17 protein-coding genes are annotated in these 13,101 nt (G+C 64.8%); 7 read left to right on the plus strand and 10 right to left on the minus strand.

Annotated elements, in window-relative coordinates:
- Positions 1–9 precede the first annotated feature (9 nt).
- The 4 genes from B9D87_RS14740 to B9D87_RS14755 form a co-directional block, all read right to left on the minus strand.
- Complete coding sequence (locus B9D87_RS14740; protein ID WP_007777239.1) at positions 10–636, minus strand: hypothetical protein; 627 nt, start codon at positions 634–636, stop codon at positions 10–12.
- Complete coding sequence (locus B9D87_RS14745; RefSeq protein WP_007777241.1) at positions 633–2,036, minus strand: FadD3 family acyl-CoA ligase; 1,404 nt, start codon at positions 2,034–2,036, stop codon at positions 633–635. The genes B9D87_RS14740 and B9D87_RS14745 overlap by 4 nt, the downstream gene beginning before the upstream one ends.
- Before the next feature lie 41 nt (positions 2,037–2,077).
- Positions 2,078–3,268: an amidohydrolase family protein gene (locus tag B9D87_RS14750; protein WP_007777244.1), complete on the minus strand. Its 1,191-nt coding sequence runs from the start codon at positions 3,266–3,268 to the stop codon at positions 2,078–2,080.
- Between the two features lie 87 nt (positions 3,269–3,355).
- Positions 3,356–3,775 (minus strand): lipoprotein LpqH, encoded by a 420-nt coding sequence (locus B9D87_RS14755; RefSeq protein ID WP_007777247.1) that lies wholly within the window; start codon positions 3,773–3,775, stop codon positions 3,356–3,358.
- Between the two features lie 109 nt (positions 3,776–3,884).
- Between B9D87_RS14755 and B9D87_RS14760 the strand changes: the two genes are divergently transcribed.
- Both B9D87_RS14760 and B9D87_RS14765 read left to right on the plus strand, forming a co-directional pair.
- Complete coding sequence (locus B9D87_RS14760) at positions 3,885–4,640, plus strand: enoyl-CoA hydratase/isomerase family protein (RefSeq protein WP_007777249.1); 756 nt, start codon at positions 3,885–3,887, stop codon at positions 4,638–4,640.
- A gap of 5 nt (positions 4,641–4,645) precedes the next feature.
- Positions 4,646–5,074 carry an Rv2576c family protein gene (locus tag B9D87_RS14765; RefSeq protein ID WP_496401149.1) on the plus strand — a complete coding sequence of 143 codons (429 nt, stop codon included), beginning with the start codon at positions 4,646–4,648 and terminating at the stop codon, positions 5,072–5,074.
- Here the strand turns inward: B9D87_RS14765 and B9D87_RS14770 are convergent.
- Positions 4,990–5,709, minus strand: a complete 720-nt coding sequence (locus B9D87_RS14770; protein WP_007777256.1) for a TetR/AcrR family transcriptional regulator — start codon at positions 5,707–5,709, stop codon at positions 4,990–4,992. The genes B9D87_RS14765 and B9D87_RS14770 overlap by 85 nt on opposite strands.
- Before the next feature lie 195 nt (positions 5,710–5,904).
- Here B9D87_RS14770 and B9D87_RS14775 point away from each other — a divergent pair, with 195 nt between their 5' ends.
- Positions 5,905–7,200, plus strand: a complete 1,296-nt coding sequence (locus B9D87_RS14775; RefSeq protein ID WP_007777258.1) for a cytochrome P450 — start codon at positions 5,905–5,907, stop codon at positions 7,198–7,200.
- 19 nt (positions 7,201–7,219) lie between these two features.
- On the opposite strand, the gene B9D87_RS14780 is transcribed toward B9D87_RS14775, so the two are convergent.
- The 4 genes from B9D87_RS14780 to B9D87_RS14795 are packed head-to-tail and all read right to left on the minus strand — an operon-like array spanning position 7,220 to position 9,679.
- On the minus strand, positions 7,220–7,510 hold the full coding sequence (locus B9D87_RS14780; RefSeq protein ID WP_080598667.1) for a cytochrome C oxidase subunit IV family protein: 291 nt from the start codon (positions 7,508–7,510) through the stop codon (positions 7,220–7,222).
- The gene (locus tag B9D87_RS14785; protein WP_007777263.1) at positions 7,507–8,085 is read right to left on the minus strand and encodes a cytochrome c oxidase subunit 3; all 579 of its coding nucleotides are present in this window, start codon (positions 8,083–8,085) and stop codon (positions 7,507–7,509) included. The genes B9D87_RS14780 and B9D87_RS14785 overlap by 4 nt, the downstream gene beginning before the upstream one ends.
- Entirely contained in the window at positions 8,082–8,897 is an 816-nt protein-coding gene (locus tag B9D87_RS14790; RefSeq protein WP_007777266.1) for a hypothetical protein, read from the minus strand. The genes B9D87_RS14785 and B9D87_RS14790 overlap by 4 nt, the downstream gene beginning before the upstream one ends.
- On the minus strand, positions 8,894–9,679 hold the full coding sequence (locus B9D87_RS14795; RefSeq protein ID WP_007777269.1) for a hypothetical protein: 786 nt from the start codon (positions 9,677–9,679) through the stop codon (positions 8,894–8,896). The genes B9D87_RS14790 and B9D87_RS14795 overlap by 4 nt, the downstream gene beginning before the upstream one ends.
- A 102-nt stretch (positions 9,680–9,781) precedes the next feature.
- Here B9D87_RS14795 and B9D87_RS14800 point away from each other — a divergent pair, with 102 nt between their 5' ends.
- On the plus strand, positions 9,782–10,384 hold the full coding sequence (locus tag B9D87_RS14800; protein ID WP_040632003.1) for a TetR/AcrR family transcriptional regulator: 603 nt from the start codon (positions 9,782–9,784) through the stop codon (positions 10,382–10,384).
- Here B9D87_RS14800 and B9D87_RS14805 read toward each other — a convergent pair.
- Positions 10,381–10,770: a hypothetical protein gene (locus B9D87_RS14805; protein WP_007777273.1), complete on the minus strand. Its 390-nt coding sequence runs from the start codon at positions 10,768–10,770 to the stop codon at positions 10,381–10,383. The genes B9D87_RS14800 and B9D87_RS14805 overlap by 4 nt on opposite strands.
- Before the next feature lie 213 nt (positions 10,771–10,983).
- Here B9D87_RS14805 and B9D87_RS14810 point away from each other — a divergent pair, with 213 nt between their 5' ends.
- The 3 genes from B9D87_RS14810 to B9D87_RS14820 all read left to right on the plus strand — a co-directional run bounded on the left by B9D87_RS14810 (position 10,984) and on the right by B9D87_RS14820 (position 13,066).
- Positions 10,984–11,775, plus strand: a complete 792-nt coding sequence (locus B9D87_RS14810; protein ID WP_007777276.1) for an Rv1363c family protein — start codon at positions 10,984–10,986, stop codon at positions 11,773–11,775.
- A complete protein-coding gene (locus B9D87_RS14815) occupies positions 11,772–12,413 on the plus strand; it encodes a hypothetical protein (protein ID WP_007777279.1) in 642 nt (213 codons plus the stop codon). The genes B9D87_RS14810 and B9D87_RS14815 overlap by 4 nt, the downstream gene beginning before the upstream one ends.
- 131 nt (positions 12,414–12,544) lie before the next feature.
- Positions 12,545–13,066, plus strand: coding sequence for an Rv2253/PknI dimerization domain-containing protein (locus B9D87_RS14820; protein WP_007777281.1), 522 nt, complete (start codon positions 12,545–12,547; stop codon positions 13,064–13,066).
- The last annotated feature ends 35 nt before the right edge of the window (positions 13,067–13,101 follow it).

Genomic DNA, 13,101 nt, shown 5'->3' on the forward strand with positions numbered 1-13,101 from the left:
GGCGGATCCTCAGTCCGCCTCGATACGCATCATGTCGAAGAACCGGCCGACGAACAGCGGCGGGTAGGCACCGATGCCCGCCCCGGACATCCACTGCGCCGCGGCATCGGGGTGGTCGATCCAGTCTCGGGCGGTTTCTTCGTCGGGGAACTCCTGCAGGATCAGCACTTCGTGGTCGTCGTCAAAAGCCTGGAACACCCACGTCTTTCGGATACCGGCCGTGGTGAACCGGTCTATCGCGGTGCTGACTTCGGAGGTGAGCAGGGACACGTCGTTGACGGACGCGATGGCGGCGACCACGACTCCCGGTGCCGCCGGGGTTGTCGGTGGCTGCGCGATGAACCTGTCGACGATCTCGCCGGCGAAGACGGCGGGGATGTCTTCGACGCCGGCCTCGTCGAACCAGTCGAAGAAGACCCGGGAGCGCAGCAGCTCCACGATCGGCTCACGGCTGTGGACGCCGATCATCACCAGCACCCTGCCGTGGTCGCGGGTCGAGGTGTAGACCAGCACGTGGTGCGCGCCGATATCGGCCAGGGCGGCCTTGTTGCGTTCCAGCAGCGGCCATACCCGGGTCGGATCGGGGATGCGGTAGTCCGACGCGATCACCATCGAGTGGATATCGCCGTTGTTCATCGGAGTTGGTCCTTCATCACTTTCCCCGTCGCGTTGAGTGGGAGTGAATTGAGGAACTCTACCGTGCGCGGCACCTTGAATCCGGCCATGCGGTCGCGACACCAGCCGATCAATTCGTCGGCGCTGACGTCGCCTTCGCGGACCACGAACGCCTTGCCGACCTGGCCCATCCGTTCGTCGGGGACACCGATGACGGCCGCCTGCGCGACGGCCGGGTGGTTGAGCAGGAAGCCCTCGATCTCGGCCGGATAGGCGTTGAAGCCGCCGACGATGAACATGTCCTTTTTCCGGCCGACGATGCGCAGCCGGCCCGTCTCGGTGAAGTCGCCCAGATCTCCGGTGTGCAGCCAACCCTCGTCGTCGATCGCCTGGGCGGTGGCCTCCGGCTCGTCGAGATAGCCCTTCATGACCCCGTAGCCGCGGACCAGCACCTCGCCGTCGTCGGCGATGCGCACCTCGACCCCGTCGCACGGCACGCCCGCGGTGGTGGCGACATCCTCGAAGGAGTCGCCGGGCAGCGAGAGGGTGACGTTACCGGCCTCGGTGAGCCCGTAACCGGTCATCAGCGTCTGGAACGGCAGTTCGTCGTGGATGCGGCGGACCAGTTCGACGGGGATGTCGGCGGCCCCGGTGACGCCGGCCCGCAACGTCGACAGCTTGGACTTGTCACCCACCGTCAGCAACGAGTGGTACAACGTCGGCGGCCCGGGAAGCATCGTGATGCGTTCGCGTTCAATGAGTTTCACGACCGTGTCGACATCGAACACCGCAACGGGCAGCATCGTGGCACCGCGCAGGAAAGACGTGACCAGCCCCGCCTTCAGCCCGAAGGTGTGAAAGTACGGGTTGATCTGCAAATAGCGGTCACCCTCGCGCAGGTCGGCGAGCGTCGCCCACTCCTCATACATGCGCAGCGTCTGGCCGTGGCTCAGCATCGCGCCCTTCGGGCGCCCGGTGGTGCCCGAGGTGAAGATGATGTCCGAGGTGTCGCTGCCGCTCACCGCGCGCTCGAATGGTGAACCGCTGGACAGGAAGTCGGACTTCAGGTCGATGACCGGCACGCCGGCGGGAGCGGTGTAATCCTGGTCCAGAAATCCCTTCTGGACCAGGACGGCCTTCACCTTGCTGCGGACGATGATGTCGCCGGCCTCTTCGGCCTTGAACCGGGTGTTGACCGGGACGAGCACACCACCCGCGGTGAGCAACCCGAACGCCGCGATGATCCATTCGGCCGAATTGGGCGCCCAGATCGCGATCCGGTCACCCTTTTCGACACCGAGGTCGGCGAACGCACCTGCGGCGCAACGTATCCGCTCGACCACCTGCCGGAAAGTCAAGCGCAGCGGACCGTCGACCACTGCTTCCGCATCGCCGAAGCGGTCCGCCGCGCTCAAGACCATCTCGGGGATGGTCTGCCAGTCAGGCTCGATTGGTCGAGGCGTCACACCGTGACGAGTCGACCGAGGTTGCCGCCCATGATCTTTGCCTGGTCCTCAACCGACAGGTGTGACAGCGCGTTGACGTAGAACGTCGGCTCCGCCAACCCCTCCGGGTGCGGCCAGTCCGAGCCGTACAGCACCTGATCCACACCGACGAGGTTGACCAGATCGTCGATGCCGTCCTCGAAGAACGGGCTGACGTGGATCCGGTTCTTGACCATCTCCACGGGGTCGCTCGGGAAGACTTCCGGGGCCTTCCGGAACACCTCGGCGAGGCCGTCCAGCAGCGGAGTCATCCACTTCGAGCCGGCCTCGACGATCGCGACCTTCAGCTTCGGGTGGCGGTAGAGCGCGCCGTGAATCACCCACGACCCCACCGCGTCCTGGATCGGCCGCCACTCGTTGAGGATGCCCATCGCGTTGGTCTGGAAGGGCAGCATTTCCTGTTCGGCACCGTCCCACTCGGAGGTGTAGCGCGAGTAGCCGCTGTCGCTCGAGTGCATGCCGACCAGCAAGTCGTACTCGACGACCCGCTCCCAGAAGGGGTCGAACTCGGGCACCGCGAACGACCGTGGTCCACGGAAGCCCGGGACCGGCGCCGGACGGATCAGGATGCAACGCGCACCGCGCTTGACGGCCCACTCCAGTTCCTCGATCGCCTTCTCGACGATCGGCAGGGTGATGACCGGCGTGGTGAAGATCCGGTTCTGGTAGTTGAAGCCCCAGACGTCGTCGAGCCACTCGTTCAGCGCGTGGACCAGGACGTGGATGGCGACCGGGTCGTCGCGCAGCCGCTCCTCGAGCAGGCTGGCCAGCGTGGGGAACATCAGGGTGCGGTCCAGGCCAAGCTCGTTCATCTTCTCCAGGCGCGGGCCGGGCTCGAAGAACGCCGGGATCGCCCGCATCGGCTCACCGAACAGCTCGCGCTTGCTCTTGCCGTCCGGGTTGCCGTACTTGAAGTACTCCTCCCAGGCGCCCGGCCGGGCGACGACCTCGAAGGTCGGGTTGGGAATGTAGTTGCTGATGTGGCCGCGGATCGCGATCTTCGTCCGCCCGTTGACCTGCACGTACTGGACGTAGTCCTTGTACGCCTTGGGCAGGTACTTGGTCAGCGCCTCCGGCGGCTCGTACAGGTGGTTATCCGCGTCAAAGATTGGAAACGGGACGTCTTCCCGGTGCGACAACTGGCCCATGAAATCCTCCTTCTTGATTTGTGAGAATACTATTCTCTACAGGCGCCTAATCGCAACGTGGCCCCGCCGAACCCCGGTTCGACGTGGTCAGCACGACACAAAGATCTTGTAGGTGGCGTCCGCCGGTTCGCCCGGTTTATCGGTCCGGTACCCGTTGGCGGTGCCGGAGACGGTGAATTTGTCGCCCGTCATGCTCATGTCCGCGCTGCCGCCGTCGCCCCGCGAGTACATGCCGCTGAAGCCGCCCAGGTTTTGGATGTGTACGGACTCGACCGTCGCCGGTTGGGCGCTCTCGTCGATGACGAGCTTGGCGCCGGCGAAGTTGCCGCCGATTTCGATCGTCCGGCTCCACTCCCGCTGGCTGCACTTCACGATGTGGAAGTTCCGGTCGTTGCCGTTCACGGTGACGTGTGCCGTGCTGGCGAGTTGCGTTGGTGGCCGCGACGTGCACGCGCCGACCGCAACAACGGCCAGGACCGCAGCGGCGGCCAGGATTCGGTTCCGCATCGAGCCACCTCCATCCTCGCTGACGAAAGTTCTTAGCCTGCAGCGATGATGTTATTCTCGCCAAAAGAGAATGCCAATATCGGGTTCCTGTCGAGGAGCGATTACACACATGGTGGACCTGGAGATCGACGACGGGTTGGCGGTGGTCACCATCGATCGCCCGCACGCGCGCAACGCCATCGGTCTGGACACCATGGACCAGCTGGAGAAGGCGCTCGACGCGGCGGCCGGGGCGCAGGCGCTGGTGCTCAAGGGTGCTGGGGACAAGGCCTTCGTCTCGGGCGGCGACCTCAAGGAATTGAGCGCGCTGCGCACCGAGGAGGACGCCGCCGCGATGGCCCGGCGGATGCGGTCCATCTGCGATCAGCTCGCGGATTTCCCGGCTCCAGTCCTCGCCGCGCTCAACGGTCACGCATTCGGCGGCGGGGCCGAAGTCGCTGTCGCCGCCGACATCCGCGTGGCCGCCGACGACATCAAGATCGCCTTCAACCAGGTGCAGCTCGAGATCATGCCGGCCTGGGGCGGCGCCGAGCGACTGGCCGCGCTGGTCGGAAACAGCAAGGCGCTGCTGCTGGCCGGTTCCGGAACCGCCCTCACCGCGGTCGAAGCAGAACGCATCGGCTTGGTGGATCAGGTCGTGCCCCGCGGCGTGTTCGACTCGCCCGACCACGGGTGGCGAGCCGTCGCACGATCGCTGGCGCGCCGGCCGGCGACTGAGATAAAGCGGGTAATCCGAGGAGTTTCTCCTGAGGAGGCGATAGCATCCTTCGCACGGTTATGGGTTGCGGACCCGCACTGGCAGGCCGCAGAACGGGTGATGAACCGCAACACCAAGCCGCGCCCGGCAGCCGGAGGAGCGTCATGACCACGATGAAGTCAGTGATGGGCGTCGGCGCCATCGTGTCGTTGGCTTCTCTGTTGACAGCCGGTGGTCTGCTGGCGGGAGGCGGGCGGGCGCATGCCGACGACCCGGTGATGCATCACGTCAGGTACACCGTGAGCGCACAGAATCCGATCTATACCAGCATCTATTACCTGGACCATCAGCCGGAAAAATTCTCCGACTACAGCCACAACCCCTACTCGTTCACGCCCCACGTCGACGTCGACCTCGCCCCCGGCAAGCCGTGGGGCTTCGATCTGGACATGTCGGACCCAGATCATTACGCGATGGTCGTGGCGAGCACGGGTACCGAACCCGGCACGCCGGGACTTCACTGCGAGTTGGCGGTCGACGGCGCCGTCGTCGTATCCAAGGATGGACCCAAAGGCGTGCTCTGCTCGCTGCGGAATTGGTGAACCAGCCAGGTCTCCGCGACGCCCTCGATCGGCTGCGGTTCGCCTTCCAGGCGGCGCAAGTAGTTCTCGACCAGCTCCACCGTCTCGGCATGGCCGGCGGACATGCCGATGGCCTGCTCGAGCACCAGAAAGCGCGACAGGCTGCTCATCAGCACCGTCCACACCACCGGAGCGATCTCGATGTCCTGGCCCTCGTCTTGAATTCTGGAGCCGTAGCGCTCCAGCGCAGTCGCCACGGCCTGTCGCTGTTCTTCGCGGAAACGCTCGGCGTAGTAGGCGATTTCGGCCCGCATTTCCTTACGGTGATTGGCCAGTGCCATGAATTCCATGGAAATCCGGGTGAAGGCGGGATCGGTGCCGAAGCGCCACAACGCCCACAGCGGCTGTGGCAGCTTCAGCATTTGCGCGTGCGCCTCGAGCGCCTCCTCGGCCCGGCGACGGAAGACTTCCAGGAACAGCTCTTCCATGGTGCGGAAGTAGTAGTGCACCAGTTGAGGTTTCAGCCCGGCCTTGTTCGCCAGCCGGCGCGACGTCACCGCGGCGTAGCCCTCTTCGAGCATCAACTGTTCGGCGGCATCGAGCAGCAGGACGCGGTTTTTCGCGTCCGGCGCCCCGATTCTGCGGGCCGATGTCATGTCCCTGCTCCGTACTGTGTGCCATCCCGTGCCGACCCCACGGATCGTATCGTGGCGCGCCGCGCTCGACCTTGACCCTGACATTACCGCCATGCTAAGCAGGTGCTCAGCACATTTTCGATCTCGAAATCGGGCGGCGGTAGCGATAGGCCGCCGAATACCACCGGTAAACCCAGCCCAGGGAGACGCAATCCGATGAGCACCTTCGACTCGATCGACTTCTTCACCGATCCGTCACTGGTCCCAGATCCACACCCGTACTTCGACTACCTGCGCAGCCAGAACCCGGTGCTGCGCCTGCCGCACTACGGCGTCGTCGCGGTCACCGGTTACGAAGAAGCCACCGAGATCTACAAGGACCCGGAGACGTTTTCCAACATCGTCGCGCTCGGCGGGCCGTTCCCGCCGCTCCCCTTCACGCCCGAAGGCGATGACATCGGCCCGCAGATCGACGAGCACCGCAGCTCCTTTCCGATGTTCGAGCACATGGTCACCATGGATCCGCCGGACCACACCAAGGCCCGATCGGTGCTCGCCAAGCTGCTGACGCCGAGCCGGCTCAAGCAGAACGAGGAGTTCATGTGGCGCCTCGCCGACCGTCAGCTCGACGAGTTCCTGCACAACGGCGAGTGCGAGTTCATCGCCGAATACTCAAAACCCTTCGCCACCTTGGTGATCGCCGACCTGCTCGGCGTCCCGGAGGAGGACCATAAGGAGTTTCGCACCGTCTTGGGTGCCGACCGCCCCGGCGCGCGGGTCGGGGCACTTGATCACGAATCGGTCGGGATCAACCCGCTCGAGTGGCTCGACGACAAGTTCTGTCACTACATCGAGGATCGCCGCCGCGAACCGCGCGGCGACGTGCTGACGTTCCTGGCGGAAGCGAAATACCCGGACGGCTCGACGCCCCCGGTGATCGAGGTCGTCCGCTCGGCGACGTTCCTTTTCGCCGCCGGCCAGGAGACCACCGCCAAGCTGCTCAGCGCCGCTTTGCAGGTCCTGGGCGACCGGCCCGACATCCAGCAGCAGGTGCGCGAGGACCGCAGCCTGATTCCGTTGTTCATCGAGGAATCGCTGCGGATGGAGAGCCCGGTGAAGAGCGATTCCCGGCTGGCCCGCAAGGCCACCACGATCGGCGGGGTCGACATCCCCGCGGGCACCGTGGTGATGATCCTGCCGGGCGCGGCCAACCGCGACCCCCGCCGGTTCGAGAACCCGCACGAGTTCGACCTGCGCCGCAAGAACGTCCGCGAACACATGGCCTTTGCCCGTGGCGTGCACTCCTGCCCCGGGGGCCCGCTCGCCCGAGTCGAGGGCCGCGTCTCGATCGAGCGGATCCTGGACCGGATGCCGCACATCGAGGTCAACGAGGCCCATCACGGCCCGGCCGCCGAGCGCCGCTACACCTACGAGCCGACCTACATCCTGCGCGGCCTGAGCGAATTGCACCTGTCGTTCACCACCGCGGACGCGGTCGCGCCGGTGGCTTAGCGCTTTTCGTTCGCGGGCGCTACCGGACCTGCATCCCGACGAAGTAACAGCCGAGCAGCACGACGGCGATCAACACCACCCACGCGTCGGTGAGTCGGCACAGCAGGACCGGGGCGTCCCGCACCTCCATGAACTCGCGAAAGATGATGCGCACCTTGACCAGTGCGATCACGATGACGCTCGAGGTGACCACGGCGCTGGACTTCAGCGCCCCGTCGGCGGCGCGGTCTATCCACAGATAGGCAAGCGTCAACGCGGCCAAGATCGCCCAGACGAACAGCAACCTCCTGTTGAATCTGATTACTATCACCTCACCACGTAGAGCAGCGCAAAGATGAGCACCCACAGGAAATCCACGGTGTGCCAATAGGTTGCGCCGGTTTCGATGATTTCCTGGGAGCGCCGCGCCGGACTCCGTATCTGGTAGACGATGATGCCGAGGACGACGAAGCCGATCAGCAGATGGACAAAGTGGATTCCGGTGAGAAAGAAATAGAACATGAAGAAGTCGTTGCGCTCCATGCCGTTTCCGGCCTGAACCAACCGGGCCCACTCGAAAACCTTGAAGGACAGGAACACCACGGCGAAACCCGCCGTGATGAAAACATCCCTGAGGGCCGCCGCATAGGCGCCGGCGCGGGCCGACTGAACACACCGCGCCACCGACCATGAGCTGAGCAGCAGGACCAGGGTGTTGAAGACCCCGACGCGCAGGTCGAGATGAGCCTGCGAGTGCAGGAACAGCTCGGGATTGCGTCCCCGCGAGAACAGGTAGAAGCCGAAATAGCCGGTGAATACCAGGGTCTCGAACAATACGAAGGCCCACATGTCGGGCTGGCCAGGTACGGCCCTGACGCGTCCGCGCTTGTCGGCTAGTTCGGTCACTGCGCCACCGCCTTCCTCGGCGGCAGGTCCGGCAGCTCCCCGGCCCCGAAGTCTTCGCGGCGGATCATCTGAAACAGCATGACGATGAACGTGACCTGGTAGATGCCGAACACGACCATGTCTAGCCACCAAGCGATTTCGCCGTCCCACGCGAACACGCCACGCCGGAAGATCCAGCAGGGCGCCACGACGACCTCGGTCAGCGCGTTGCACAGGTTGAGATAGCCGAACCACTTGGGGAACACGCGGTTCTTGTCGAGCAGGATCGCCACCATCCAGATCAGCGAACCGATCAGGAACACGCCCATGGTTCCGTCAAAAGACAGGAAGGCGAAGTCATACAGCCATGCGATCAGTTGGGGGTCGCGGTCCGGTCGCAGCGTGCCGACGATCAGCGCGACGTTGAGCAGCAGCATGCCGGGGACCGCGGCGAGCGAGTAGATGACGAGATACGAATAGCCGAACGCGCGGCTGACCGACATGCGCCGCATGGAATACGCGATGAGGGCGTTGTTGACCGCGGTCATGCCGCTGGTGGCGAAGATGACCCCGAAGCCGACGGGTATGCCGAGGTGACGTTCGGCGAACCAATGGGCCTGCGTCGTGAGGTCCCAGGTGGGCTCCGGCGGAGGTTGGACCTGCGCCACGATGAAGAACATCGGGAAGAAGAGGCCGTAGAAGACCATGAGCACGGCCCACGCCACCCACAGCTCTCGCTTGGGGTCGCGCCGCAGGTGCCAGGCGAGTCGGTGATGCAGCGGTCCCGAGGGCGGCGTCGCCGGGGCCGTCGCCGGTGTGATGACCGCGCTCATGTTGTGACCAGTTCATTTGAGCGGCCACGGTTTTCGGCACGCTCGCGATAAACGGCTTGCCCCAAGACCACGCCCATCACGACGATCCAGACGGCGATGGCAACGTTCTTCACCCAGAACGATAAGAAGCCGTCCCACGCCAGCGGGCCGGTTAGTGACACCCCGACAAATGCTGCGGGCACCAGCGCGGCGGCGACGAGAAGGTTGAAGTGGGCCACCCAACGGCTGAACACCGGGCGCGGCTGATCATCGAAATAGATTGCCACGGCAAGGATCAGGCTCTGCCCGATGAGATAAGGGACCAGGATGGTGAAGGTGACCCAGCCGAGATCGTTGAGCAGCTGGGTAAGCTCGGGACTACGCTCCGGACGAAAGGCGGCCAGCAGCCAGCAGACGTTGGCGACGAGAAACAACGTCGGACCGCCGGCCGCGCAGGCCAGCATCGCGTAGGAGAAGATCGGCGTTCGGTGTGCCATCCTGCGGATCTGCAGCGCGATCAGCGCCAGGATCGGCACGAGGCACACCCCGAACCAGTTGAACAGGATCATGCTGTAACGGATCTGAGGAATGTGCCCCGGATCGCGGTAGAACGCGGCCACCTGCTGCGCCGACATGGTGGGTGACATCGGCGGGTTGAATCCGGGGAACAGGAAGAAGGACGCGATCCACAGCATCAGCGCCACCGGCAACGTCCAGAGCAGGATCAGCTCGCCGTCGGTCCGTCGCGCGACGGTCCGCGCAGATTGGCTACCGCCTGCATCGTTCCCGTCGACGTCGGACATCGGTCCTTCCTTCCCCGCACGCAATCGCCGCCGAAACTCGGCTAGTGAGCGAAGCTAGCCGATCGGCTAGCCACGGTCAATAGCGTCGTCTAGTCTCGGTGCGTGGGAACAGCACGTCAGCCGGTGCTCGGTGAGCAGTTCTGGCTCATCGAGCACAGCCCGGCCCGGACGCGGGTACTGGACGCCGCGCTGGATCTGATCGCCACGCACGGCGTCAGCGGTACGTCGCTGCAGATGATCGCCGATGCCGTCGGGATCACGAAAGCCGCTGTCTACCATCAATTCCGGACCAAGGAGCAGATCGTCATCGCCGTGACCGAGCGCGAGCTCGGCCGGCTCGAGCCGGCGCTCGAGGAGGCCGAGGCATACGACGACGGACCCCAGGCGCGGGATGCGCTGCTGGTGCGTGTGGTTGAGATGGCCGTTCGCGATCGCCGGTTGGTGCGGACGCTGCAGTTCGATCCCGTCGTCGTCCGGTTGTTGGCCGAGCACAAGCCCTTTCAACGTTTCATGGACCGTCTGTACCGGGTGCTGTTGAGCGATGCGGGGCTCGACGGGCGGATCGAGGCCGCCATGTTCTCCGGCGCCCTCAGCACCGCGGTCATGCATCCGCTGGTTGCCGACATCGACGACGAGACCTTGCTCGATCGGGTTACGGATTTGAGCCGGCGGCTACTCGGCCTGCCTCGGGCAGCACCGGACTAAGTGTCGGCGCGGACCCAGCTCGATATGCCGTCGTGAGCAATGCAGATCAGGAACAGACCGTCGGGCGCCTGCGCGACGTAGTTCAGGTAGTTCTGGCAGTCGGCGTTTTCTTCCTTGACTCCCGCCATCGGCGGTGAGCGGAACCATCGGGGCTGATATCTCCTCGGCGAGCCGCAGAACATCAGCCGTCCGGGCTCCGAGGCGAAGGACACGTATCCGTCGGCGACACCGAAGGCGTAGTAGCTGGTGTTCTCACACGGCGCACCGAGAACCTGATGGGGCATGATGCCCGGGGTGCAGGCGGGGTAGTCGCAGACGGTCGGCCCGGCCGAGGCTGGCGGCGCCGCCACCACACCGGCACCGAGCAACGCGGCAACCAGAGGCACGATTGATCGCACCCGATTACTCTGCCACACCCGGAAAGAAAATTCTCCTGGTTGGAGAAGATCAGCCGGGGCGACGGGCGGTCAGTGCCAGGCCGTCCGAATGCCGGTCCGCCCCGCGCCCCGGCGAGTTGGTATTTCCGCATGTTAGGGGCCGCGAAGGCGGCCGTCTGACGCCGGCGTTGGGCCCAGGTCGCAGTGATAAGCTGCTTCTCCGTGCACGATCCGGACGGGCCCGACGCCGACGATTCTGGTGACCCGATGGATGTCACCGATCCCGGCGAACCACGGTCGCGCGCAACGGCCGACGGCAATGCAGCGGCGGCGTCCGAAGCGGACCCGGAAGACGAAGTTGCCAAGGCCGAAGCGCGCGCCGAGGCGGCTCGAGAACGCCTCTCAAAACTGCGCCGGGCGACCCAAACCGGGGGCGCGGACGACGGCGCCCACGAGGACGAGCAGCGCCCCGCGAAGACCCGCAGACGGCTACGGCTCCGGCGCCCGGCGCGGCCACGTTGGCTCCGGCGCCCACAGCGGAAGACAGTCGCGGGCGTTGTCGCCACCGTGCTCTTCGCTGGCTCTCTCGCCGGAACTGGTTACATGCTGTGGCAGCACCACATTGCGGTGCACAATCGCCAGCTCGCCGCGGAGTTCAGTACGGCGGCCCGGCAAGGGATCACGGCTTTCATGTCGATCGACCCGGCTCATGCTAAGGAGGATGTCCAGCGCGCGATCGATGCCTCCACGGGCGACCAGAAGAACCAGCTCGCAGTGCTGTCGACCCTCATCGTCAATAAGGCCGAGGAGACGAAGGTCGGCACCAAGGTCACCATCGAAGCCGTCGCCGTCGAGTCGTTGACCGACAATTCGGGAGTCGTGCTTGTGGCGGCGAAAACCGATCCCTTCGGGCCGGATAACCTCAAGCCGCCACCGGCCTTGTTTCGGGTCAGCGTCAACATGGACCGGGACGGCGGCCAGCTCAAGATGTCGAAGATTGATTTCCTGCGATGACTGCCGAACATGGGTCGTCGCCGGACCGCACCGACAAGGCTGTTGAGGGAGTGGACACTTCATCCACCGACGACAACGCGGAGCCACCGGCCAGCGAGGGCCCGGCACGCTCGCGCCGGCTGACAATGATTCGGCGCGCGGCCCGCCGATATTCGGCAAGGTGGCGCTCGATCGTCGCGACAACGCTGGTTGTTGCCGCGGTGGGAGTCGCCGTCGGCGTGTACCTCATCCTGTACCGGCCGGATCAGCAGGTCGGCGATGCGGCGGCGCACCGGGCGATCCAGGCGGCATCGGATGGTGCGGCGGCCGCGCTGTCGTACTCCTACGAGCATCTGAATCGCGATTTCAACAATGCGAAATCACATCTCACCGGCGACTTTCTGGCCTATTACAGCAAATTCACCGACGATGTCGTGGCACCGACGGCGGAGAAGGGGCAACTGACGGCTTCCGCCAAGGTGGTTCGGGCCGCCGTCTCGGAATTGCATCCCGATTCGGCCGTCGTGCTGGTTTTCGTCGACCAGACCACGAAAAGCGCACAGAAGAAAGATCCCGAAAAGACGCAGAGCAGCGTTCTGGTCACGCTGAGAAAAGTCAACGGTTCCTGGCTGATTGCGAAATTCGACCCGTCCGCATGAGCGCGACAGATCTCGTCCCAACCATTACCTGGCAGGCCGAAGCGGTGTAACGTCATCGCTCGAGACTGCCGCGACCGACGGCGAAAAGGTGCCGTAGGCACCCTCGGATTACGCGCTTCGAGGAGCACCTGATGCGTTCAGTCAAAACACTCACCACCGCAACGCTGGTGGCCGCCACTGCATTCGGCGGTCTGTGCACCGCATCGCCAGCCCAGGCAATCACCAAGGAAGACGTGGCTCTCAACGGGACTTACCGCGTCACGTCCATCGGCGATTACGCCCAGCGAAATGACCAATACTTCGGCGAACCGACGGTCTACCAAACGTGGACCATCAGCTCGACTTGCGACTCGACCATGGAGTGCCATGGCTCGGTGACGAGCGACCAGGGATGGACCGCGCCCCTCTATCTGAAGGATGGGGAGATGTGGAAGGTGCGACGCGAAGTGCCGAACTGGGAGCGGTGCGAGGACGGTACCGCGTTCCCCGGACAACAGCAGTTCTTTTTCTACCCGGTGAACGACAACGGCGGATTCCAAATCGGGTCGCGGGTCCTGTCGGGCAAGGACAAGACGGTCGGCCCGAGCGGCGCCTGCGGCCAAAACAATTGGCTTGATATCGCGATGCCGTTGCGCCTCGACCAGCTCTCCTGACAGCGCGGTAGTAGCGTCATTGCCCGGCCCATGGG

The organism is Mycobacterium colombiense CECT 3035, assembly GCF_002105755.1.
In the GTDB taxonomy this organism is placed as follows: Bacteria; Actinomycetota; Actinomycetes; order Mycobacteriales; family Mycobacteriaceae; genus Mycobacterium; species Mycobacterium colombiense.

What these genes read in the sequence shown, in the direction of transcription:
- B9D87_RS14740 (WP_007777239.1), bottom strand. Translation starts at nt 636, where the DNA reads ATGAACAACGGCGATATCCACTCGATGGTGATCGCGTCGGACTACCGC.
- B9D87_RS14745 (WP_007777241.1), bottom strand. Translation starts at nt 2,036, where the DNA reads ATGGTCTTGAGCGCGGCGGACCGCTTCGGCGATGCGGAAGCAGTGGTC.
- B9D87_RS14750 (WP_007777244.1), bottom strand. Translation starts at nt 3,268, where the DNA reads ATGGGCCAGTTGTCGCACCGGGAAGACGTCCCGTTTCCAATCTTTGAC.
- B9D87_RS14755 (WP_007777247.1), bottom strand. Translation starts at nt 3,775, where the DNA reads ATGCGGAACCGAATCCTGGCCGCCGCTGCGGTCCTGGCCGTTGTTGCG.
- B9D87_RS14760 (WP_007777249.1), top strand. Translation starts at nt 3,885, where the DNA reads ATGGTGGACCTGGAGATCGACGACGGGTTGGCGGTGGTCACCATCGAT.
- B9D87_RS14765 (WP_496401149.1), top strand. Translation starts at nt 4,646, where the DNA reads ATGAAGTCAGTGATGGGCGTCGGCGCCATCGTGTCGTTGGCTTCTCTG.
- B9D87_RS14770 (WP_007777256.1), bottom strand. Translation starts at nt 5,709, where the DNA reads ATGACATCGGCCCGCAGAATCGGGGCGCCGGACGCGAAAAACCGCGTC.
- B9D87_RS14775 (WP_007777258.1), top strand. Translation starts at nt 5,905, where the DNA reads ATGAGCACCTTCGACTCGATCGACTTCTTCACCGATCCGTCACTGGTC.
- B9D87_RS14790 (WP_007777266.1), bottom strand. Translation starts at nt 8,897, where the DNA reads ATGAGCGCGGTCATCACACCGGCGACGGCCCCGGCGACGCCGCCCTCG.
- B9D87_RS14795 (WP_007777269.1), bottom strand. Translation starts at nt 9,679, where the DNA reads ATGTCCGACGTCGACGGGAACGATGCAGGCGGTAGCCAATCTGCGCGG.
- B9D87_RS14815 (WP_007777279.1), top strand. Translation starts at nt 11,772, where the DNA reads ATGACTGCCGAACATGGGTCGTCGCCGGACCGCACCGACAAGGCTGTT.
- B9D87_RS14820 (WP_007777281.1), top strand. Translation starts at nt 12,545, where the DNA reads ATGCGTTCAGTCAAAACACTCACCACCGCAACGCTGGTGGCCGCCACT.